The sequence below is a fragment of the Geodermatophilus chilensis genome, assembly GCF_002802985.1.
Lineage (GTDB): Bacteria > Actinomycetota > Actinomycetes > Mycobacteriales > Geodermatophilaceae > Geodermatophilus > Geodermatophilus chilensis.
In genome coordinates this window covers 48,205-68,431 of sequence record NZ_NVPT01000002.1, presented here as the reverse complement: position 1 = coordinate 68,431, position 20,227 = coordinate 48,205, and the positions used below count along the sequence as shown (strand labels likewise).

Sequence of the window (20,227 nt, the reverse complement as noted above, 5' to 3'; positions counted from 1 at the left end):
GGAGAGGGATCGATGGACACCGGAGTCCGGTATGAGAGGGCCGACCCGAACGGCATCGCCGAGGTGGTCATGGATGCACCACCGGTCAACGCGCTGACCGTCGCGGGCTGGTACGCCGTCGCAGACGCGCTCTGGGAGCTGGGCCGCGACCCGGCGACCCGGGCGGTGGTGCTGCGTGCCCAGGGCCGCGGTTTCAACGCCGGCGTGGACATCAAGGAGGTGCAGGCCAGCCCCGACCACTCGGCGATCATCGGCGCCAACCGCGGGTGCTACGCGGCCTTCGCCGCCGTGTACGACTGTCCGGTCCCGGTGGTCGCGGCCGTGCACGGCTTCTGCCTCGGCGGCGGTATCGGACTGGTCGGCAACGCCGACGTCATCGTGGCCAGCGACGACGCCACCTTCGGGCTCCCCGAGGTCGACCGCGGCGCCCTGGGCGCGGCCACGCACCTGTCCCGGCTGGTTCCGCAGCACCTGATGCGGGCGATGTTCTACACCTCAACGACCGCCACGGCGGCCCAGCTACACGCCTTCGGCTCGGTGTGGGCGGTGGTACCGCACGGCGAACTGCGCGCGAAGGCGTTCGAGGTGGCCGGCTCGATCGCGGCCAAGAACCCCACGGTGATCCGCGCCGCCAAGGAGGCGCTCAACGGCATCGACCTGTGGGACGTCAAGCGCAGCTACCGCTACGAGCAGGGCTTCACCTTCGAGCTCAACCTGTCGGGCACCGCGTCGCAGGTGCGCGAGGGCTTCGGCTCCGGGGCCGGTCGCTGATGGACCTGACCTGGTCCCCGGCCGAGGAAGCGTTCCGGGCCGAGGCGCGAGCCTGGCTGGAGGCCAACGTGCCGCACGGACTGCCCTCCGGCGACACCCGCGAGGGGTTCGCCGCGCACCTGGAGTGGGAGCGCCGGCTGTTCGCCGACCGCTGGGCGGTCGTCTCCTGGCCCGAGCGCTACGGCGGTCGCGACGCCTCGCTGTGGGAGTGGCTGATCTTCGAGGAGGAGTACTACCGGGCCGGGGCCCCGCAGCGGGTCACCCAGAACGGGATCTTCCTGCTCGCGCCCACGGTCTTCGCCTTCGGGACGCCGGAGCAGCAGGACGAGATCCTGCCGAGGATGGCCGCCGCCGAGCAGCTCTGGTGCCAGGGCTGGTCTGAGCCGGGTGCCGGCAGCGACCTGGCCGGGATCAGCAGCCGCGCCGAGAAGGTCGACGGCGGCTGGAAGATCAACGGGCAGAAGACCTGGACGACGCGTGGCGCGTTCTGCACCCACCTGTTCGGGCTCTTCCGCACCGACCCGGAGGTCTCCCGGCACGCCGGGCTCACCTATCTGCTGGTCCCGCTGGACACCCCGGGCGTCACCGTGCGCGGCTTCGGCCGGCTCGACGGGGACGAGGGCTTCGCCGAGGTGTTCTTCGACGACGTCGTCGTCCCCGACTCCGCCGTGCTCGGCGGCGTCGGCCAGGGCTGGTCGGTGGCCATGGCCACCACCGGCTCCGAGCGGGGGCTCACCCTGCGCTCGCCCGGCCGGTTCCTCGCCGCCGCCGAGCGGTTGCGGGAGCTGGCCGTCGACCGGGCTGGCTCGCTGACCGCCGCCGCCCGGGACGGTGTGGTCGAGGCGCACCTGCGCGCCGAGGCCTACCAGTTGTTCACCCTCGCCCAGGTCACCGACCTCGTCGAGGGCCGCAACCCGGGCGCGGAGTCCAGCCTCAACAAGCTCTACTGGTCCGAGCTCGACATCGCGCTGCACGAGACGGCTCTGGGGCTGCTCGGGCTCGAGGCCGAGGTCGACGCGCCGTGGAGCCGCGGCCACATGTTCAGCCTCTCCGGGCCCATCTACGCCGGCACCAACGAGATCCAGCGCTCCATCGTCGCCGAGCGGCTGCTCGGCCTGCCACGGAGGTGACCGCGTGAGGTTCGCTCCCACCCTCGACCAGGTCGAACTCGCCGCCGCCGTCCGCGAGCTGCTCGCCGATGCCTGCCCGCCCGACGTCGTCCGTGCCGCCTGGGGCCCCGAGGGGGACAAGGCACGCCTCGGCCTCTGGCGGCAGCTTGCCGACCTGGGGCTGCTCGGCGCCGTGCTGCCCGACGACGACGGCGGGCTCGGCCTCACCGAGGTCGACCTGGTGCCGCTGTTCGTGGAGGTGGGCCGCGCCGCGGTGCCGCTGCCGATCGCCGAGACGGTGGCGGTGCTCGTTCCGCTGCTCGCCGGCCGGGGTGGCGGGGACCTCGCCGGGCTGGTCGCCGGGGACCTCGTCGGCACCGCCGAGCTGTCGGGTTCCGGTGTCCTGCCCTGGGCCGGCTGCAGCGACCGGGCGCTGGTGCGCGCGGGCACCAAGCTGCGGCTGCTCGACCTCACCGGGGTGTCGCTGGAACGGGTGGCCACGGTCGACGGCAGCCGGACTGCCGCCCGAACTCCTGCGGGCGGCGCGGTCGTGAGCGCCGATCCCGCGGACCTGGAGCGCGCCTGGCTGCGCGGGGCGCTGGCCGCCGCCGCGCAGCTGGTCGGGCTCGTGCACCGGCAGCTGGACATGGCCGTCGCGCACGCCAGGGCCCGCACGCAGTTCGGCGTCCCGATCGGCAGCCAGCAGGCGGTCAAGCACATGCTGGCGAACGTCCTGCTCGACGTCCGCTTCACCCTGCCGGTCGTGCAGCGCGCGGCCGTCTCGCTGGCCGCCGGCGACCCCGCGGCGCGGGCGCACGTCGCCGCCGCCAAGGCGATGGCGTCGCGCACGGCCGAGCGGGCCGCCCGCACGACCATCCAGGCGCACGGGGCGATCGGCTACACCGTCGAGTACGACCTGCATCTCTACGTGAAGCGCGCCTGGGCGCTGGCCGCCGGCTGGGGGAGAGAGGACCACCACCGGGCCGTCGTCGCCGATTCGCTCGGCCTGCCGCCCGCCGTCGACCCGTCCGTCCTGCCGTGGGAGGCCGCCCGATGACCGAGCCCCAGTCGCCGGTGCTCTACGAGGTGGCCGACTCGGTCGCCTACGTGACGCTGAACCGGCCCGAGTACCGCAACGCGCAGAACTCGGCCATGACCTACGCCCTCGACCGCGCGTTCTACGACGCCGCCGCCGACGACGAGGTGAAGGTCGTCGTGCTGCGCGCCGCCGGCAGGCACTTCAGCGCCGGGCACGACATCGGCACCCCGGGCCGCGACGTCGACACCTCGTTCGACCGGAAGGCCGGGCTGTGGTGGGACCACGTGGGCAAGAGCGGCGCCGAGCTGCGCTTCGCCCGCGAGTCCGAGGTGTACCTGGGCATGTGCCGCCGCTGGCGGGAGCTGCCCAAGCCGGTCATCGCCCAGGTCCAGGGCGCCTGCATCGCCGGCGGCCTCATGCTCGCCTGGGTCTGCGACTTCATCGTCGCCTCCGACGACGCCTTCTTCGCCGACCCGGTCGTGCGCATGGGCATCCCCGGCGTCGAGTACTTCGCCCACCCCTGGGTGATGGGCGCCCGGCAGGCCAAGGAGTTCCTCTACCTCGGCGAGCGGGTGGACGCCGCCCGCGCCAAGGAGTGGGGGATGGTCAACCGTGTCGTCCCCCGCGAGCAACTGGCCGTCGAGGTCGCCGACCTCGCCGGCCGGATCGCCACCATGCCGCGGCTGGGCCTGGCCCTGACCAAGAGGGCGATCAACCAGGCCGAGGACCTCATGGGCCAGCACGCCGGGATGGACTCCGTCTTCGGCCTGCACCACGTCGCCCACGCGCACAACGCCGAGGTCGGCGCCGACTCCCTCGCCGGGCACGACGCCCGCTCGATGCGCGAGGCCCGCCGCTCCGCCGAGACGACCCTCCAGGAGAGCAAGTGAGCGCCCGTTCCGTCATCGTCACCGGCGCCGGCCAGGGCCTGGGCCGGGCGCACGCCCTCGCCCTCGGCCGGGCCGGCTTCGACGTCGTGGTCAACGACGTCGGCGACGCCGCGCACGCCGTCGCCGAGGAGATCCGGGCGGCCGGGGGCCGGGCCGTGGGTCACCCGTGCGACGTCGCGGACTGGTCGGCGGCCGAGGGCCTGGTCGGCGCGGCGGTCGACGCCTTCGGCCGCCTCGACGCGCTGGTGAACAACGCCGGCATCGTCCGCGACCGCATGCTGGTCGGGATGAGCGAGGCCGAGTGGGACGACGTCGTCCGCGTCGACCTGAAGGGCCACTTCTGCCCGCTCCGGCACGCCGCGGCCCACTGGCGCGAGCGCAGCAAGGCGGGGGAGCCGGTCGACGCCCGGATCGTCAACACCAGCTCCGGTGCCGGGCTCATGGGCAGCGTGGGCCAGGGGAACTACGCCGCCGCCAAGGCCGGTGTCGTCGCGCTCACCCAGGTCGCGGCCGTGGAGCTGGCCCGGTACGGGGTGACCGTCAACGCCCTGGCCCCGGCCGCACGCACGCCGATGACCGAGGCGGTGTTCGCCGAGACGATGGCCAGGCCGGAGAGCGGGTTCGACGCCATGGACCCGGCCAACGTCTCGCCGCTGGTGGTCTGGTTGGCCGGCGAGGAGTCCGGCTTCGTGACCGGGCGGGTGTTCGAGGTGGAGGCCGACCGGGTGGGCATCTGCGACGGCTGGCGATTCGGGCCGCGCCGCTCCGCCGGCCGCCGCTGGCGAGTCGGCGAGCTCGGCCCGGTGGTGAAGGACCTCCTGTCCGAGGCGGAGCCGCCGACCCCGGTGTACGGCGCCTGACCGTGGGGCCGCGCGACAGCCGCACCGACGCCGAGTTCCGGGCCGAGGTGCGCGACTGGCTCGAGACCCAGCTCTCGGGCGACTTCGCGGCGCTGCGCGGCAGCGGGGGGCCGGGCCGTGAGCACGAGCACCTCGAGCAGCGGGCCGCCTGGGAGCGGCGGCTCGGCGAGGCCGGCTGGATCGGCGTCGGCTGGCCCGACGACCGCTACGGCCGGGCGCTGAGCCTGTCGCAGCAGGTGGTCTTCCACGAGGAGTACGCCCGCGCTGCCGCGCCCGGCCGGCTCGGCCACATCGGCGAGCAACTGCTCGTGCCCACCCTGCTGGCGCACGGCACCGAGGAGCAGAAGGCGCGCTTCGTCCCCGGCGTCGCCGCCGGCGAGGTCATGTGGTGCCAGGGCTACTCCGAGCCCGACGCCGGCTCGGACCTGGCCAACGTGAGCACCCGGGCGGTGCTCGACGGCCGGTGGTTGATCACCGGGCAGAAGATCTGGACGTCGCTGGCGCACGTCGCCGACTGGTGCTTCGTCCTCGCCCGCACCGAGCCCGGCTCGCAGCGGCACGCGGGGCTGTCGTTCCTGCTCGTGCCGATGGACCAGCCGGGCATCACCGTGCGCCCGATCGTGCAGCTCACCGGCACCTCGGAGTTCAACGAGGTGTTCCTCGACGGTGCGGTGGCCGCGGCCGGCGACGTCGTGGGGGAGCCCGGCGAGGGCTGGCGGGTGGCGATGAGCCTGCTCGGCTTCGAGCGCGGCGTCTCCACCCTGGGCCAGCAGATCGGCTTCGCCCGGGAGTTCGCGGCCATCACCGCGCGGGCCCGGGCCAACGGTGCCGCCGACGACCCGGTGCTCGCCGACCGGATCGTCTCGGCATGGGTGGACCTGCAGGTCATGCGGCACACCGCACTGCGCACGCTCGGGGCCGACGCCGCCCGCGAGGCGCCGTGGGCGGCCAGCGTCTCCAAGCTCCTGTGGGCCAACTGGCACCGGCGTCTGGGTGAGCTGGCGATGGCGGTGGAAGGGCCGTCCGCCGCCGTCACCGGTGGATTGCCGTACGAGCTGACCGACGAGCAGCGGCTGTTCCTGTTCAGCCGGGCCGACACCATCTACGGCGGCTCGAACGAGGTCCAGCGCAACGTCCTCGCCGAGCGCCACCTCGGCCTGCCCCGCGACCGCGCCTGAGGAGGCCGCGATGGACCTCTCGCTGACCGACGAGCAGCGCGACCTGCGCGACGCCGTCGGCTCCCTGCTGGCCAAGCAGGTCGACTCCGCTGCCGTCCGCGCTGCCATGGAGTCGCCGCTGGGCCGGGACGAGCGGCTGTGGGCGCAGCTGACCGGGGAGCTCGGGCTGACCACGCTCGCGGTCCCCGAGGCACAGGGCGGTGCCGGCGCCACATTCGCCGAGGTGGCCGTCGTCCTGGAGGAGGTCGGTGCCTCGCTGCTGCCGGCGCCCTACGCCTCCACCGTCGTCGTCGCCGAGGTCCTCGCCCGGTTCGGCGGCGCCGACCTGCTGCCGGCGCTGGTGGACGGGGCGGTCGGCGCGCTCGCGCTGATCGAGCCGGGCGACCGGTCGTGGCCGCCGCGGGTGGGCTGCACGGCCTCGCCGGGTGCCGCAGGCCCGCTGCTGACCGGCACCAAGGCGGCGGTCGCCGACGGCGGGTCCGCCGACGTGCTGCTCGTGGCGGCGGTGAACGGCGAGGGCGAGGCGCTGTTCGCCGTCGCCGACGATGCCCCGGGGCTGACGCGGGCCGACGTGCCGCTCCTGGACCGGACCCGCCGCGCCGCGGACCTTGCGCTCGTTGGCGTGCCGGCGGTGCGTGTGGGCGGTGCCGACGCCGTGGCGTTCGCGCGGGACGTGGCCGCCGTGGCCGCGGCCTGCGAGGCGGCGGGAACGGCGCGCCGGGCGCTGGAGCGCACCGTCGAGCACCTGCGCACCCGCGTCCAATTCGGCCGGGCGCTCGGCTCGTTCCAGGCGCTGCGGCACCGAGCGGCCGACCTATTCACCGCGGTGGAGGCGGCGGCGTCGACCGCCCGCTACGCTGCGCTGGTCGTTGCGTCGGCGCCCGAGGAGCTGCCCGTGGTCGCGCCGCTGGCGAAGGTCGTCTGCGCGCAGACGCTGGCCGACGTCGCCGGGGAAGCGATCCAGCTGCACGGCGGCATCGCGATCACCTGGGAGCACGACGCGCATCTGTGGCTGAAGCGGGCCGCGCACGTGCAGCACACGGGTGGGTCGGCGGAGCAGCTGCGCCGGGTCCTGGCGCCCGCCGCCGGCCTCTGACCCCTCGGGGCAGGAACGCACCGTCCCTGCCCCGAGGAGTGGTGTCAGAGACGCTCGACGATGGTGACGTTGGCCTGGCCGCCGCCCTCGCACATCGTCTGCAGGCCGAAGCGACCACCGGTGCGCTCCAGCTCGTGCAGCAGCGTCGTCATCAACCGGGCGCCGGTCGCGCCGAGCGGGTGACCGAGGGCGATCCCGCCCCCGTTGACGTTGACCTTGGACAGGTCGGCGCCGGTCTCCTTCTGCCACGCCAGGACGACGGACGCGAACGCCTCGTTGATCTCGACCAGGTCGATGTCGTCGAGGGTGAGCCCGGCCCTGTCCAGGGCGTGGGCGGTCGCCGGGATGGGGGCGGTGAGCATCCACACGGGGTCCGCGCCGCGCACCGACACGTGCACGATCCGCGCCCGCGGGATGAGCCCGTGCTCGCGCACCGCGTCCTCGCTGGCCACCAGCAGCGCGGCGGCGCCGTCGGAGATCTGGCTGGAAACGGCGGCGGTGACCAACCCGCCCTCGCGCACCGGCTTGAGCGAGCGAATCTTCTCCCAGTTGGGCTCGCGCGGGCCCTCGTCGTGCTCGACGCCGGCGATCGGGGTGATCTCGCGGTCGAAGCGCCCCTCGGCCCGGGCTCGCAGCGCGCGCAGGTGGCTCTCGACGGAGAACTCCTCCATGTCCGCGCGGCTGATCGACCACTTCTCGGCGATCATCTCGGCCGACCGGATCTGGTCGACCGGCTGGTCGCCGTACCGGGCCCGCCAGCCGACCGATCCGGAAAACGGGTCGGAGAAGCCGTACTCCTGCCCGGCGGTCATCGCGCTGCTGATCGGCAGCGCGCTCATGTTCTGCACGCCGCCGGCGACCACGAGGTCCGCGGTGCCCGAGAGCACGGCCTGGGCGGCGAAGTGCACCGCCTGCTGCGAGGAGCCGCACTGCCGGTCGACGGTGACGCCGGGTACCTCCTCGGGCAGGCCCGCGGCCAGCCAGGCGGTGCGGGCGATGTCGCCGGCCTGCGAGCCGATGGTGTCCACGCAGCCGAAGACGACGTCGTCCACCGCCGCGGGGTCGACGCCGGCCCGCGACACCAGCTCCTGCAACACGTGCGCGCCGAGGTCCGCGGAGTGGAGGGCGGCCAGGCCGCCACCGCGCCGTCCCACCGGGGTGCGCACCGCCTCGACGAGGTAGGCGGTGCCGATCGTGCGAGCCATGGGTGTCGTCCTCCTGCCGTGCCGGTCACCGGGATGCGGCCGACCGGCCGCCCGGGAGTGACCTAGTTTTCGTCCCCGGCCGTTCCTGCGGGCGCGGTCGCCCGGTGGGTGGGACGACGAAGGAGAGACATCCGATGCCCGAAGCAGTGCTCGTCGCCGCGGCCCGGTCGCCGATCGGCCGCGCCTTCAAGGGATCGCTGCGCGAGCTGCGCGCCGACGACCTCGCCGCGACGATCGTGCAGGCGGCGCTGGACCAGGTGCCCACGCTCGACCCCGCCGAGATCGACGACCTGATCATGGGCTGCGGCCAGCCGGCGGGGGAGCAGGGCTACGGTCTGGGGCGCATCACCGCGCTGCTGCTCGGCCAGGACGGCGTCCCCGGGACGACGGTGCAGCGCTACTGCGCCTCCTCGCTGCAGAGCACCCGCATGGCCGTGCATGCGATCCGCGCCGGCGAGGCCCAGGTCGTCGTCTCCGCGGGCGTGGAGATGGTGTCGCGGTATGCGTTCGGCAAGTCCGACGGGATGCCCGATACCCGCAACCCGCGGTTCTCCGACTCCGCCGAGCGCACAGGCGACTGGTCCGACCCGCGGATCGACGGGCTGCTGCCGGACCCCTACATCGCCATGGGGCAGACGGCGGAGAACGTCGCGCGGCTGCGGCGGGTCACTCGCGAGGCCCAGGACGAGTTCGCGGTGCTGAGCCAGAACCGCGCCGAGAAGGCGATCGCCGACGGGTTCTACGCCCGCGAGATCACCCCGGTCACGCTGCCTGACGGCACCGTGGTCTCGGCCGACGACACCCCGCGCGCGGGGACGACGCTCGAGGCGCTGTCCTCGCTGAAGCCGGTGTTCCGCGAGGACGGTACGGTCACCGCTGGCAACTGCTGCCCGCTCAACGACGGTGCGGCCGCCCTGGTGCTGATGAGCGACGTCCGTGCCCGTGAGCTGGGCATCGAGCCCCTGGCCCGGATCGTCTCGACCGGCGTGAGTGCGCTGTCGCCGGAGATCATGGGCCTGGGGCCGGTCGAGGCCTCGCGCCGCGCCCTGGCGCTGGCCGGCATGGCCGCCGCCGACGTCGACGTCTGTGAGATCAACGAGGCCTTCGCCGCGCAGGTGCTGCCCTCGGTCGATGACCTCGGACTGGACGTGGAGCGGGTCAACCCGCACGGTGGCGCGATCGCCGTGGGCCACCCCTTCGGCATGACCGGCGCCCGGCTGACGGTGACGCTGCTCAACGGTCTGCGCGCCCGCGACGGCTCGATCGGCCTAGAGACCATGTGCGCCGCGGGCGGACAGGGCATGGCGATGGTGCTCGAGCGCCTCAGCTGAGCACGCCCGGATGCGTCGGACTCGCGGCCATCAGCGGCTGAGAGTTCGGCAGCAATGTGTGATTTGCTGCCCGCACGTTCAGCTATCCACCGTGAGGGTGGCCGGCTCACCTACCTCGCCGGGTCGAGGACGCGGTCGAACACCGCACCGGTGCCCTGGGCCTGCACGTACTTGTCCAAGACGTCGATGACCACGTCCTTCGGCGACCACTGCAGCGGGCGGTACAGCCGCAGAGCCGTGTTGAGTGCTACGTCCCCGACGTAGACCACGCTGAACACGGCGTTGACGGCCTTCTGACCGCGCACGCCACGGGCGGCAGCGATGCCGTAGGCCGCGCCCCACATGGTCCCGAGCGCGAAGTGGGTGACCCAGTTCAGGCGTCGGCGACCCTCCGGAGAGCTGGCGCGCACCGGCGTCACCTTCTCCGCGAAGTCGGCGGGGGCGTAGCTGTCCCCACGCATGGTGAGCGGCATCTCCACCAGCTTCTGGAAGGTGGTCATGACGACGGTTCCGGCCACTCCTGCGACAACGCCGCGCACGACCATGTCTCCGGTCGACACCTGCTTGTTCGGCATGGTGAGGGTCCGTACCCCGGCGTCCCGTCCCGACACAGGTCGCCTGCTCGGCCGCCGCCACCGGGTCGACATAGGTACCCGCTGCCCGTCCACGACCGCGCCTGGGAGCTGCGTCGAGCTCCACCCGGACAGGTGGATACGCGGGCAGGGATCACGAGGCGGCCGACTCCCGGTCAGCGGGAGTTCCGCCGGACGACTGCGGGACCGCGTCGCACGATGGCGGCGTGGGCATCCTCGAGGGCAAGGTCGCCATGGTCACCGGTGCGGGCCAGGGCGTGGGCCAGGGCATCGCGCTCGCGCTCGCCGCAGAAGGCTGCGACGTCGCCGTCCTGGGTCGGACCCTGTCCAAGGTCGAGGCCACGGCCGAGCTGCTGCGCGCCCGCGGCGTGAAGGCGGAGGCGGTCGAGTGCGACGTCACCGACCTTGACGCCATCCCGGCGGTCGTCGCCGACGTCGTCTCCGCGTTCGGCGGCCTGGACATCCAGGTCAACAACGCCTACGTCGGTGCCTATGGCCCTCTGCTGTCGATGAGCGACCGCAAGTTCCAGCGCGGCTTCGTCAGCGGTCCGTTCGCCACCTTTGCCTTCATGAAGGCCGCGCACCCCCACCTCAAGGAGCGGCGCGGGAACGTGGTCAACCTGGTCAGCTCCTCGACGGTCCGCTGGGACCTGTCCACCTACGGCGCCTACGCCTCGGCCAAGTGGGCCATCCGCTCACTCACGCGGGCCGCGGCCGACGAGTGGGGCCCGGACGGCATCCGGGTCAACGCGATCGCCCCCCACGCGCTCTCGCCGGGGCTCGCCGGCTGGGTGGAGGCCAACCCGGGGGAGGCCGAGGCGTTCGCCAGGACGATCCCCCTGGGCTACATCGGCGACTGCGAGCAGGACATCGGCCGCGCCGTCGTCGCGATCGTGAGTCCGGCCCTGCGCTATCTGACCGGCGCGACCGTGCCGCTCGACGGCGGGCAGGCCAACTTCGACTAGCCCGGTTGCAGCACCGAGCGGTCGCCGAGTTCGATCGTCACGGTGAACCGGCGGCCGGTGAGCTGCCAGCCCTCCGCCGTCCGCGCCCAGGTGTCGCTGTACTCACCCATGCACTCGTAGAAGGAGCCGGCCCGATCGCCGACGCCGACGTGGTGGACCCGCGCGTAGGTCAGCGACGACGCCGTGTCCCCGTCGACCCTCACCCGTACGTTGCCGAGCAGGTGCTGGGAGGGTCCGCACCCGCCCAGGTGCGCCCGCACCCGCGCCACGATCGCGTCCCGTCCTGCCGCGCCGTAACCGCACGCCTCGGGGGTGAACGCGGACCCGAGCGCAGCCCAGTCACGGGCGTCCAGCGCCGCGGCGACGCGGTACAGGCCGTCCTCGATCGCCCGCTCGTCAGATGCGGTCATCGAACGCCGTCGCGCAGCAGCTCGGGCGCCTCGTCACGGCCGTCGAGCACCCGATTGGTGCGCTCGACCACGCGCCAGCCCTCGGCGCCCCGGCGCAGCCGCCACCGGTTGGCCGTCGCCCGACGGACGACGAACACCCCGTCCTGGTGCACGACCATCAGCGAGTGGCAGACCGCGACCGCGGCGTCGCCGGTGACGGTGACGTGCGGCGGGCCGACCACGTGGGCACAGCCACCGGCGATCCAGCCCTGGTGCGCCGAGGAACGCACCATGGCCTCGATCTGCGCGCGGCCGGTCATGAGCAGCTCGTCGACGTCGTACACGCCGGCGGGCTCCCACAGCTCGGCGACGCGCTCGGCGTCGCCGCCGTCCACCAGCGGCCCGTAGGCGGCGACCACCCGGGCCACCGCCCGCTCGTCCTCGAGCCGAAGCAGCCGCTCCTCGAGGGCGGCCACCCGTGCCTCGAGGTCCGGGCTCACGCCGTCGTCCGGACGTCGAGCCCGGCCAGCTCGGCCAGCGCGTGCAGTTGCTCGCAGTAGTGGCCGACCGAGTCGGCGGCCAGTGCCACGTTCACCGTGGTCGCGCCGGCCTCGCGGGGACGGTCGAGCGCGTGCCGCACCCGGTCCGGGTTCCCGATGGGGTCCAGTGCCCGGCCGGCCGAGAGCACCACGTCGAAGCCGTCGGGCACCCCGGCTGCCGCCAGCATGTCGCGCATCTCGTCGAAGGAGAGCCCGAACGGCACCCATCCGTCACCGACGGTCACCGCACGCCGCAGAGACTTCATCGTGCGGCCGCCGATCCACAGCGGCACGCGCTCCTGCTCGGCGTGCGGCTCCACCACGAACCCGGAGAAGTCGTAGAACTTCCCGGAGTAGGCGGGCTCCCGGCGGGACAGCGCAGCGCGCAGGGCGGCGATGGCGTCATCGGCCCGGGGGCCGCGCTCCTCGAACGGAACGCCGAGCAGCGCGAACTCCTCCTCGAGGCTGCCCACGCCCAAGCCCAAGGTGAGCCGGCCGCCGCTGACCCGGTCGAGGGTCCCGTAGCGCTTCGCGATCTCCAAGGGGTGGTGGTAGCCGACGACCAGCACCTGGGTGGCGAAGCGGATCCGCCGGGTGCGGGCGGCCAGGTGACCGAAGGTCGCCAGCGGATCCCAGTACGTGGCACCGCGCGTCTCCGCGACGTCCGTGGGGACGGCGACGTGCTCGCTGCACGTGAGGTGCGCGTAGCCCAGCCGGTCGGCGGCTTCCGCGACCAGTCCCAGCTCCTGGACGCCGGCGCTGCGTTCCCACGGCGAGTGGGCTCCCGGCACCAGCGTCACCACGGGGCTCACGATCCCGATCTGCACGCATTCTCCTCCCGGCCGGCGGGGACCTCGACGGTCCTCCGTCCGCGGTCATTGCTACTGCAGGCCGGGCGCCCCGGTGCGCGGCCTCCCGGTGATCGGGAGGCCGCCGGTGGGACGGGAGGGACCGATCAGCCGCGGGGTGTTCCGTGTGACCCAGCTCGCTGGTAGCTTCCATGGAACAGGAATTCATTCCAGTTCTGAAGCGTGGAGTCACCGATGACCGTTCTCGCCGCCGAGCCCGTCGCCCCCTCCGTCGCTCGGCCGGAGCTCCCCCCGTCGATGGTCGAGCGGATGACGCTCATCCTCGACGCCTTCGACGGCCGGTCGACCCGGCTGACCCTCGAGGACGTCGCCCGGCGCACCCATCTGCCCCGGTCCACGGCGCACCGGATCCTCGACCAGCTGGTCCGCCTCAACTGGCTCGAGCACACCCCGTTCGGCTACCGGCTGGGGCGGCGCGCCCTGGGGCTCGGCGGTCAGGACGGCGGCTTCGAGGAGATTCGCGTCGCCGCTGCGCCGCTGCTGCACGACCTGCAGATCAAGACTGGAATGGTCGTCCACTTGGCGGTCCTCGAGGAGGCCGACGTCTACTACTTGGACAAGGTGGGCGGCCGCTTCGCCGCCGCCGTCCCCTCGCGCGTCGGTGGCCGGGCACCGGCCCACTCGACCGCGCTGGGCAAGGCCATGCTCGCCTGGCTGGAGCCCGAGCAGGTCGACGTCCAGATCGGCCGGGCGATCAGCCGGCTGACCAGCCGCACCATCGGCGACCTGAGCACCCTGCACCAGGAGCTCAACCGAATCCGGCAGCGTCGCGGCCTGGCCTTCGAACGCGGCGAGTGCTTCCCGGAGATCGCGTGCGTGGCAGCCGCCGTCCGCGGTCCCGAGGGCCCGCTGGCCAGCATCTCGCTGGTCGGCGACGCCAGGACTCCGCTGGAGAAGGTGGCTCCGCTGGTCGTGGACGCAGCCCGCCAGGTGTCGCTGGCGCTGCACCCGAACCTGGGGAACGGCCGCCGCCGCCCGCGCGCGGTGTCGGCCGACGCCGGCCCCACCTGGTCGGTTCAGACCCTCGACCGACTGATGCTGGCCGGCCAGAACGGCGACTGGCTCTGACGAGCGCGGGGCCGGTCAGCGCCGTCCGGGCCGGCCCCGGTCGTCGCTCATCCCCAGCGATCGCCCCAACCCCAGTCCGGCGGCGCGAACTCCGGCTCGGGGTCCACCCCGAACCGGCCGCGGAAGAAGATCATCGGCCGGGTCTCGGGCCCGGACTCCACGTGCTGCACCCGGCCGATCACCACGTCGTGGTCGCCGGCCACGTGCACGTCGTACACCTCGCAGTGCACCCGCAGCAGGACGTCGCGCAGTGCGGGGGCGCCCCAGGGCGAGCGATCCCACTCCAGCCCCTCGTACTTCTTGCCCCGGGCCGAGCCGAACCGGCCGCAGACGTCGGTCTGGTCCTCGGCGAGCACGTTGACGCAGAACTTCCCGGAGGTGCGGATGCGGGGCCAGGCCCGCCCGCGGTGGTCGGCGCAGAACAGGATCAGCGGCGGCTCGAGCGAGACGGAGGCGAAGGACTGGCAGGCGAAGCCCACCGCCTCGTCGCCGTCCATCCCGGTGACCACCGTGACCCCGCTGGCGAAGGCGCCCATGGCGCGGCGCATCTCGGCCGACGTGGGCGGTGCCGGGTCCACCTGCTGCTCGGAGCTCCCCGCCAGCGCTGCCGGAGGGGAGTCGCTGACCGCCTCGGTCGTCCGCATGCCGAGGACGGTAGGAGCGGCGTCCGGCTCCGCCCCGCGGCCGGTCCCGGTCAGCGGAAGCCGGGCGCGAGGACGCCGCGCCGGACCCTCCCGGCGACCTTCCCGGGCGCGCGTCCCGTTGATCGGGACGTGCGCCGGTGACCGTGCTCCGGGGCTGCCTACGGTGCCCGGGCTCGCCGACGAACCCTTCCCGTGTGCGCTGGAGCTGATCCGCCGATGACCTCACCGACATACGAGTCCACGCTCCGGGAGCTGGCCACCGACCAGGGCGTGCTGCGCTACCACGAGGCCGGCGACGGCCCGCCGCTGCTGCTGCTGCACGGCTCGGGTCCCGGTGTCACGGGCTGGCGCAACTACCGCGGCAACCTGGCCGCCTTCGCCGAGCACTTCCGCTGCCTGGTGCTGGAGTTCCCCGGCTTCGGTGTCAGCGACCCGACCGACCAGCACCCGATGGCCGCCGCGCCCGGCTCCGTGCTGCGGTTCCTCGACGGGCTGGGCCTGCACCAGGTCGACGTCGTGGGCAACTCGATGGGCGGGATCGTCGCCGCGCAGGTCGCCGCCGCCCACCCCGACCGCATCCGCCGGCTGGTCACCATCGGTGGCGTCGGACGCAACGTCTTCAGCCCCGGCCCCGGCGAGGGCATCAAGCTGCTCATGGAGTTCACCGAGGAGCCGACCCGCGAGCGGCTGGTGCGGTGGCTGCACTCCATGGTCCACGACCCTGCGCTGGTCACCGACGAGCTGATCGAGGAGCGGTGGGCCCAGGCCACCGACCCCGAGACCCTGGCCAGCGCCCGCCGCATGTACGGCCGCACGGCGATGGAGGCCCGCAACGCCGCGGCCGGGAACTCCGACGCCCCGCCGTACTGGGCGATGCTGCACAAGATCAAGGCCCGCACCCTGATCACCTGGGGTCGCGACGATCGCGTCAGCCCCCTGGACATGGCGCTGATCCCGATGCGCACGATCCCCGACGCCGAGCTGCACGTGTTCCCCAACTGCGGGCACTGGGCCATGATCGAGGCCAAGGAGGCCTGGGAGGCCACCGTCCTGGCCTTCCTGACCCGCAAGGACGCGGCATGACTGCGGCGGGGAGCTGGGACGCCGAGTACGACTTCGTCGTCGTCGGCTCGGGAGGCGGCGGCATGACCGCGGCGCTTGCCGCGGCCGACGCGGGCATGAGCGTGCTGGTCGTCGAGAAGGGCAGGAAGTTCGGCGGCAGCACGGCCATCTCCGGTGGTGGCATCTGGATCCCGAACAACCCGACACTGCGCGCCAACGGGCACGACGACAGCCGTGAGTCCATCCGGCGCTACCTCGACCTGCTCACCGAGGGCCGGGTGCCCGCCGCCCGCCTCGACGCCTTCGTCGACCACGGCCCCGCCGCCATGGAGCTGCTCTGCCGCAGCAGGTGGATGAAGTTCTCCTGGACCAAGGGCTACGCCGACTACCACCCCGAACTCGAGGGCGGGCGTCCGCTGGGCCGATCGATCGAGGCCAAGCCGTTCGACACCCGCACACTAGGCGAGGACGAGAAGTACCAACGGCCCAACAGCATGAAGGGTCCGCTGGGCCTGTGGGTGACCGCGAAGGACTACCACGACCTGGCGATGGTGAAGCGCACCTGGCGCGGCCGCTGGGCGTCGGTGGTCGCCGCCTGGCGGGTGTCGAGCAACGTCGTCCGCCGCCGGCACATGGCCACCGGCGGCCGCGCCCTGGCCGCCCGCATGCGCATGGCCCTCAAGGACGCCGGCATCCCGCTGTGGTTGCGCTCGCCGATGACCGAGCTGGTCACCGACGCAGCAGGCGCCGTGCGCGGCGTCGTGGTCGACCGTGAGGGGACGACGGTGCGCGTCGCCGCCCGACGCGGCGTGCTGCTGGCCACCGGCGGCTTCGACCACGACCCCGAGCTGCGGGCGAGGTACCTGCCCGAGGGCGCCCATCCCGACTACAGCGCCGGGGCGCGCGAGAACGTCGGCGACGGCATCGTGGCGGGGGAGCAGGTCGGCGCCGCACTCGACCTCATGGACGACGCCTGGTGGATGCCCTCGGTCCGCCACCCCGCCGGCGCGGTGATCCCGCTGGTGTCGGAGCGGTGCATCCCGCCGTCGGTCATCGTCAACGCCGAAGGGGTGCGGTTCACCAACGAGTCGGCGCCCTACGTGAACTTCGTGCACGACCAGCTGGCCGGCGGGCACGTGCCGGCCTGGTTCGTCATGGACGCCAAGGCCCGGTCGCGCTACCCGTTTGCGCAGATCCTGCCCGGCATGCCGATCCCGCGGGAGTTCTACGAGGCGGGCATCGCGTTCAAGGCGGGGACCCTCGCGGAGCTGGCCGGCAAGATCGGCGTCCCGGCCGACCGGCTGGCAGCCACCGTCGAGCGGTTCAACGGCTTCGCCCGCGCCGGGGTCGACGCCGACTTCGGCCGCGGGAACTCCGCCTACGACCGGTACTACGGCGACCCGACGCTGCCCAACCCGAACATCGACGTCCTGGACAAGGCGCCCTACTACGCCTTCCGCATCGAGGTCGGCGACCTGGGCACCAAGGGCGGGCTGGTCACCGACGAGCACGCCCGTGTGCTCCGCGCCGATGGCGGCGTGGTGGCCGGCCTGTACGCCACCGGCAACGTGTCGGCGTCGGTCATGGGCAACGAGTACGCCGGCCCGGGCGCCACCATCGGCCCCGCCATCGTCTTCGGCTACATCGCCGCCCGGCACGCCGCCGCCACCGCGCCGGCCACCCCGTCCGCCGACCCGCTCGGCCAGCCGGCCTGACTGCAGGAGCCCGCCCATGTCCACCGGTCCCCAGCGTGTCCGGGTCGTCGAGGTCGTCCGCGAGACCGCCGACGCGCACTCCCTGGTGCTCGAGCCCGAAGACCCGGCGTCCTTCCCGCTCGACTACCGGCCGGGGCAGTTCCTCACCGTGCGGGTGCCGTCCGAGCGCGAGGGCGGGGCGGCCCGCTGCTACTCGCTGTCCAGCTCGCCGCACTGCGCCGAGCGGCTCAAGGTCACCGTCAAGCGCACCGTCGGCGGCTACGGCTCCAACTGGCTGTGCGACAACGCGGCCGAGGGCTCGGTCCTCGACGTGCTGCGCCCGTCGGGCACGTTCTGCCCGCGGTCGCTGGACGAGGACCTGCTGCTGCTGGCCGGTGGCAGTGGCATCACGCCGGTCATGAGCATCCTCAAATCGGTGCTCACCGCCGGCGCCGGCGCGGTGACCCTTGTCTACGCCAACCGCGACGAGTCCTCGGTGATCTTCCGCGACGAGCTGGTCACGCTCACCAAGGAGCACCCCGACCGGCTCACCGTCGTCCACTGGCTGGAGTCGGTGCAGGGGCTGCCCACCGCGGCCGGCCTCCGGGCGCTGACCGCCCCCTACACCGGGCGCGAGGTGTTCATCTGCGGGCCCGGCCCGTTCATGGACCTCGCGGTCACCACGCTGGCCGAGGCCGGCGTGCCCGGAGACCGGCTGCACGTCGAGCGGTTCACCTCGCTCACCGGCGATCCGTTCGCCGAGGTGGTCCAGGCGGAGCTGCCCACCGAGGGCCCGGTCACCACCGTGGACGTCGAGCTGGACGGCGAGCGGTCGACGGTGTCCTGGCCGACGGGCGTCAAGCTGCTCGACGCGCTCCGCGCCGCCGGGCTGGACGCGCCGTTCTCCTGCCGCGAGGGCGCCTGCAGCGCGTGCGCCTGCGTCGTCCTCGAGGGCGAGGTGACCCTCGAGCGCAACGAGGTGCTCGACAAGAACGACCTGGCCGACGGGTTGATCCTGGCCTGCCAGGCGCTCCCGGTCAGCGACCGGCTCTCCATCACCTACGAGGGCTGACCCGGTCACCCCGGGCCGCACCTCCCACTGAGCGGGAGGTGCGGCCCGGCCCCCTCCGCCCGGTGCCACGGTGCTGGTACCGATCCCGGCGCCCCGCCGGGCCGACTCCGAGAGGCCCCGGATGCTCACCGCCACGCAGCGCCAGACCGCGGCCGGCCTGCTCTGGGCCGCCGAGCGGAACCGTGCGCCGATCCAGCCGCTGACCAGCACCTTCGCGGACATCGACGTCGTCGACGCCTACGAGATCCAGCTGCTCAACATCCGCCGCCGCCGCGACGCCGGGGAAGGCGTGCACGGCCACAAGGTCGGCCTCTCCTCGCCGGCCATGCAGCAGATGATGGGCGTCGACGAGCCCGACTACGGCCACCTGCTCGACACCATGGTGCTGACCGAGGACCAGCCCGTCCCGGCCGACCGGTACTGCTACCCGCGCATCGAGGTTGAGATCGCCTACGTCCTCGGCGACACGCTGCCGGGCGAGGACTGCACCGAGGACGACGTGCTGGCCGCCACGGAGTACCTCGCGCCCAGCATCGAGCTCATCGACAGCCGGATCGCCGACTGGCGGATCGGGCTCGCCGACACGATCGCCGACAACGCATCCTCGGCCGGCGTCGTCCTCGGCTCGGCGCGGGTGCGCCCCGCCGACCTGGACCCCGCCGACATCGACGCGGTCCTGTTCCAGGACGGCGCCGAGGTGGCCCGCGGCAACACCAGCGCCGTCCTCGGCAACCCGACCACCGCCGTCGCCTGGCTGGCCCGCAAGGTCGCCTCCTTCGGCGTGAAGCTCGAGGCCGGTCACGTGATCCTGCCCGGCTCCTGCACCCGGGCCTTCGACGTCCGGGCCGGCTCCACCTTCCGCGCCGAGTTCGCCGGGCTCGGCTCCGTGGCCCTGACCTTCACCGGGGGAGACCAGTGACCAGCTCTGCGACGAGCAAGGCGACCGCCGCCATCGTCGGGTCCGGCAACATTGGCACCGACCTGATGTACAAGCTCCAGCGCTCGGACCTTATCGAGCCGCGCTGGATGATCGGCGTCGACCCGGACAGCCCGGGCCTGCGGCGCGCCGCGCAGCACGGCGTCGAGGCCTCGGCCGGGGGCGTCGACTGGCTGCTGGCGCAGGACGAGAAGCCCGACCTGGTCTTCGAGGCCACCTCGGCCTACGTGCACCGGGCCAACGCCCCGCGCTACGCCGAGCTGGGCATCCAGGCCATCGACCTCACGCCCGCCGCGATCGGCCCGGCCGTCGTGCCGGCGGTCAACCTCGGCGAGCACGTCGACGCGCCCAACGTCTCGCTGATCACCTGCGGCGGCCAGGCGACCATCCCGATCGTCGCCGCGGTCTCCCGCGTCGTCGAGGTGCCGTACGCCGAGATCGTCGCCAGCGTCGCCTCGCCCTCGGCGGGCCCCGGGACGCGCAACAACATCGACGAATTCACCAAGGCCACCGCACGGGGCATCGAGGTGATCGGCAGCGCCCGCAAGGGCAAGGCGATCATCATCCTCAACCCGGCCGAGCCGCCGATGTTCATGCAGGACACGATCTTCTGCGCCATCCCCGAGGACGCCGACCGCGAGGCGATCGCTGAGTCGATCCGGTCGATGGCCGCCGACGTCGCCGGCTACGTGCCCGGCTACCGGCTGCGCGCCGAGCCCCAGTTCGACGACCCGAACCCGATGAGCGGCGGCATGGCCCGCGTCGCGGTCTTCATCGAGGTCGAGGGCGCCGGCGACTTCCTGCCGCCCTACAGCGGCAACCTCGACATCATGACCGCCGCCGCGACCGCGGTCGGCGAGGGCTTCGCCACCCGGATCCTGGGCGACCGCGTCCCCGCGGCGCGCTGAGAGGACTG

Annotated in this window: 21 protein-coding genes; 15 read left to right on the top strand and 6 right to left on the bottom strand. The window is 73.4% G+C overall.

The window, feature by feature from the left end; genetic code table 11:
• Positions 1-12 precede the first annotated feature (12 nt).
• Genes CNO22_RS00780 through CNO22_RS00750 form a run of 7 tightly spaced genes read left to right on the top strand, consistent with a single transcriptional unit; the run spans position 13 to position 6,943 of the window.
• A complete protein-coding gene (locus CNO22_RS00780; RefSeq protein WP_100497447.1) occupies positions 13-771 on the top strand; it encodes an enoyl-CoA hydratase family protein in 759 nt (252 codons plus the stop codon).
• Positions 771-1,901, top strand: a complete 1,131-nt coding sequence (locus CNO22_RS00775; RefSeq protein WP_100497446.1) for an acyl-CoA dehydrogenase family protein — start codon at positions 771-773, stop codon at positions 1,899-1,901. The genes CNO22_RS00780 and CNO22_RS00775 overlap by 1 nt, the downstream gene beginning before the upstream one ends.
• Before the next feature lie 4 nt (positions 1,902-1,905).
• Positions 1,906-2,937 carry an acyl-CoA dehydrogenase family protein gene (locus tag CNO22_RS00770; RefSeq protein WP_100497445.1) on the top strand — a complete coding sequence of 344 codons (1,032 nt, stop codon included), beginning with the start codon at positions 1,906-1,908 and terminating at the stop codon, positions 2,935-2,937.
• Positions 2,934-3,809 carry an enoyl-CoA hydratase gene (locus tag CNO22_RS00765; protein ID WP_100497470.1) on the top strand — a complete coding sequence of 292 codons (876 nt, stop codon included), beginning with the start codon at positions 2,934-2,936 and terminating at the stop codon, positions 3,807-3,809. Before CNO22_RS00770 ends, CNO22_RS00765 begins: the two co-directional genes overlap by 4 nt.
• Entirely contained in the window at positions 3,806-4,669 is an 864-nt protein-coding gene (locus CNO22_RS00760; protein ID WP_100497444.1) for an SDR family oxidoreductase, read from the top strand. The genes CNO22_RS00765 and CNO22_RS00760 overlap by 4 nt, the downstream gene beginning before the upstream one ends.
• Before the next feature lie 2 nt (positions 4,670-4,671).
• Positions 4,672-5,847, top strand: a complete 1,176-nt coding sequence (locus CNO22_RS00755) for an acyl-CoA dehydrogenase family protein (RefSeq protein WP_100497443.1) — start codon at positions 4,672-4,674, stop codon at positions 5,845-5,847.
• Positions 5,848-5,857: 10 nt separating this feature from the next.
• Positions 5,858-6,943: an acyl-CoA dehydrogenase family protein gene (locus CNO22_RS00750; protein ID WP_100497442.1), complete on the top strand. Its 1,086-nt coding sequence runs from the start codon at positions 5,858-5,860 to the stop codon at positions 6,941-6,943.
• Positions 6,944-6,987: 44 nt separating this feature from the next.
• Here CNO22_RS00750 and CNO22_RS00745 read toward each other — a convergent pair whose 3' ends face one another.
• On the bottom strand, positions 6,988-8,148 hold the full coding sequence (locus tag CNO22_RS00745) for an acetyl-CoA C-acetyltransferase (RefSeq protein ID WP_269799561.1): 1,161 nt from the start codon (positions 8,146-8,148) through the stop codon (positions 6,988-6,990).
• 134 nt (positions 8,149-8,282) lie between these two features.
• Here CNO22_RS00745 and CNO22_RS00740 point away from each other — a divergent pair, with 134 nt between their 5' ends.
• Complete coding sequence (locus CNO22_RS00740; RefSeq protein ID WP_100497441.1) at positions 8,283-9,479, top strand: acetyl-CoA C-acetyltransferase; 1,197 nt, start codon at positions 8,283-8,285, stop codon at positions 9,477-9,479.
• Positions 9,480-9,589: 110 nt separating this feature from the next.
• On the opposite strand, the gene CNO22_RS00735 is transcribed toward CNO22_RS00740, so the two are convergent.
• Positions 9,590-10,054 carry a hypothetical protein gene (locus tag CNO22_RS00735; RefSeq protein WP_100497440.1) on the bottom strand — a complete coding sequence of 155 codons (465 nt, stop codon included), beginning with the start codon at positions 10,052-10,054 and terminating at the stop codon, positions 9,590-9,592.
• Positions 10,055-10,278: 224 nt separating this feature from the next.
• Here CNO22_RS00735 and CNO22_RS00730 point away from each other — a divergent pair, with 224 nt between their 5' ends.
• Positions 10,279-11,037, top strand: a complete 759-nt coding sequence (locus CNO22_RS00730) for an SDR family NAD(P)-dependent oxidoreductase (protein ID WP_100497439.1) — start codon at positions 10,279-10,281, stop codon at positions 11,035-11,037.
• On the opposite strand, the gene CNO22_RS00725 is transcribed toward CNO22_RS00730, so the two are convergent.
• The 3 genes from CNO22_RS00725 to CNO22_RS00715 are packed head-to-tail and all read right to left on the bottom strand — an operon-like array spanning position 11,034 to position 12,792.
• Complete coding sequence (locus CNO22_RS00725) at positions 11,034-11,447, bottom strand: nuclear transport factor 2 family protein (RefSeq protein WP_100497438.1); 414 nt, start codon at positions 11,445-11,447, stop codon at positions 11,034-11,036. The two genes, CNO22_RS00730 and CNO22_RS00725, sit on opposite strands and share 4 nt — an antisense overlap.
• Entirely contained in the window at positions 11,444-11,926 is a 483-nt protein-coding gene (locus CNO22_RS00720; RefSeq protein WP_100497437.1) for a nuclear transport factor 2 family protein, read from the bottom strand. Before CNO22_RS00720 ends, CNO22_RS00725 begins: the two co-directional genes overlap by 4 nt.
• A complete protein-coding gene (locus CNO22_RS00715; RefSeq protein ID WP_100497436.1) occupies positions 11,923-12,792 on the bottom strand; it encodes an LLM class F420-dependent oxidoreductase in 870 nt (289 codons plus the stop codon). The genes CNO22_RS00720 and CNO22_RS00715 overlap by 4 nt, the downstream gene beginning before the upstream one ends.
• A 216-nt stretch (positions 12,793-13,008) precedes the next feature.
• Here CNO22_RS00715 and CNO22_RS00710 point away from each other — a divergent pair, with 216 nt between their 5' ends.
• A complete protein-coding gene (locus tag CNO22_RS00710; RefSeq protein WP_100497435.1) occupies positions 13,009-13,902 on the top strand; it encodes an IclR family transcriptional regulator in 894 nt (297 codons plus the stop codon).
• 47 nt (positions 13,903-13,949) lie between these two features.
• On the opposite strand, the gene CNO22_RS00705 is transcribed toward CNO22_RS00710, so the two are convergent.
• Positions 13,950-14,546 carry a flavin reductase family protein gene (locus CNO22_RS00705; protein WP_232806696.1) on the bottom strand — a complete coding sequence of 199 codons (597 nt, stop codon included), beginning with the start codon at positions 14,544-14,546 and terminating at the stop codon, positions 13,950-13,952.
• A gap of 216 nt (positions 14,547-14,762) precedes the next feature.
• Between CNO22_RS00705 and CNO22_RS00700 the strand changes: the two genes are divergently transcribed.
• The 5 genes from CNO22_RS00700 to CNO22_RS00680 all read left to right on the top strand — a co-directional run bounded on the left by CNO22_RS00700 (position 14,763) and on the right by CNO22_RS00680 (position 20,219).
• A complete protein-coding gene (locus CNO22_RS00700) occupies positions 14,763-15,629 on the top strand; it encodes an alpha/beta fold hydrolase (RefSeq protein ID WP_100497434.1) in 867 nt (288 codons plus the stop codon).
• A complete protein-coding gene (locus CNO22_RS00695; RefSeq protein ID WP_100497433.1) occupies positions 15,626-17,323 on the top strand; it encodes an FAD-binding protein in 1,698 nt (565 codons plus the stop codon). The genes CNO22_RS00700 and CNO22_RS00695 overlap by 4 nt, the downstream gene beginning before the upstream one ends.
• Positions 17,324-17,339: 16 nt before the next feature.
• Positions 17,340-18,374 carry a ferredoxin--NADP reductase gene (locus CNO22_RS00690; protein WP_100497432.1) on the top strand — a complete coding sequence of 345 codons (1,035 nt, stop codon included), beginning with the start codon at positions 17,340-17,342 and terminating at the stop codon, positions 18,372-18,374.
• Between the two features lie 121 nt (positions 18,375-18,495).
• Positions 18,496-19,293, top strand: coding sequence for a 2-keto-4-pentenoate hydratase (locus CNO22_RS00685; protein ID WP_100497467.1), 798 nt, complete (start codon positions 18,496-18,498; stop codon positions 19,291-19,293).
• Entirely contained in the window at positions 19,290-20,219 is a 930-nt protein-coding gene (locus tag CNO22_RS00680) for an acetaldehyde dehydrogenase (acetylating) (RefSeq protein WP_100497431.1), read from the top strand. The genes CNO22_RS00685 and CNO22_RS00680 overlap by 4 nt, the downstream gene beginning before the upstream one ends.
• Positions 20,220-20,227: the final 8 nt, after the last annotated feature.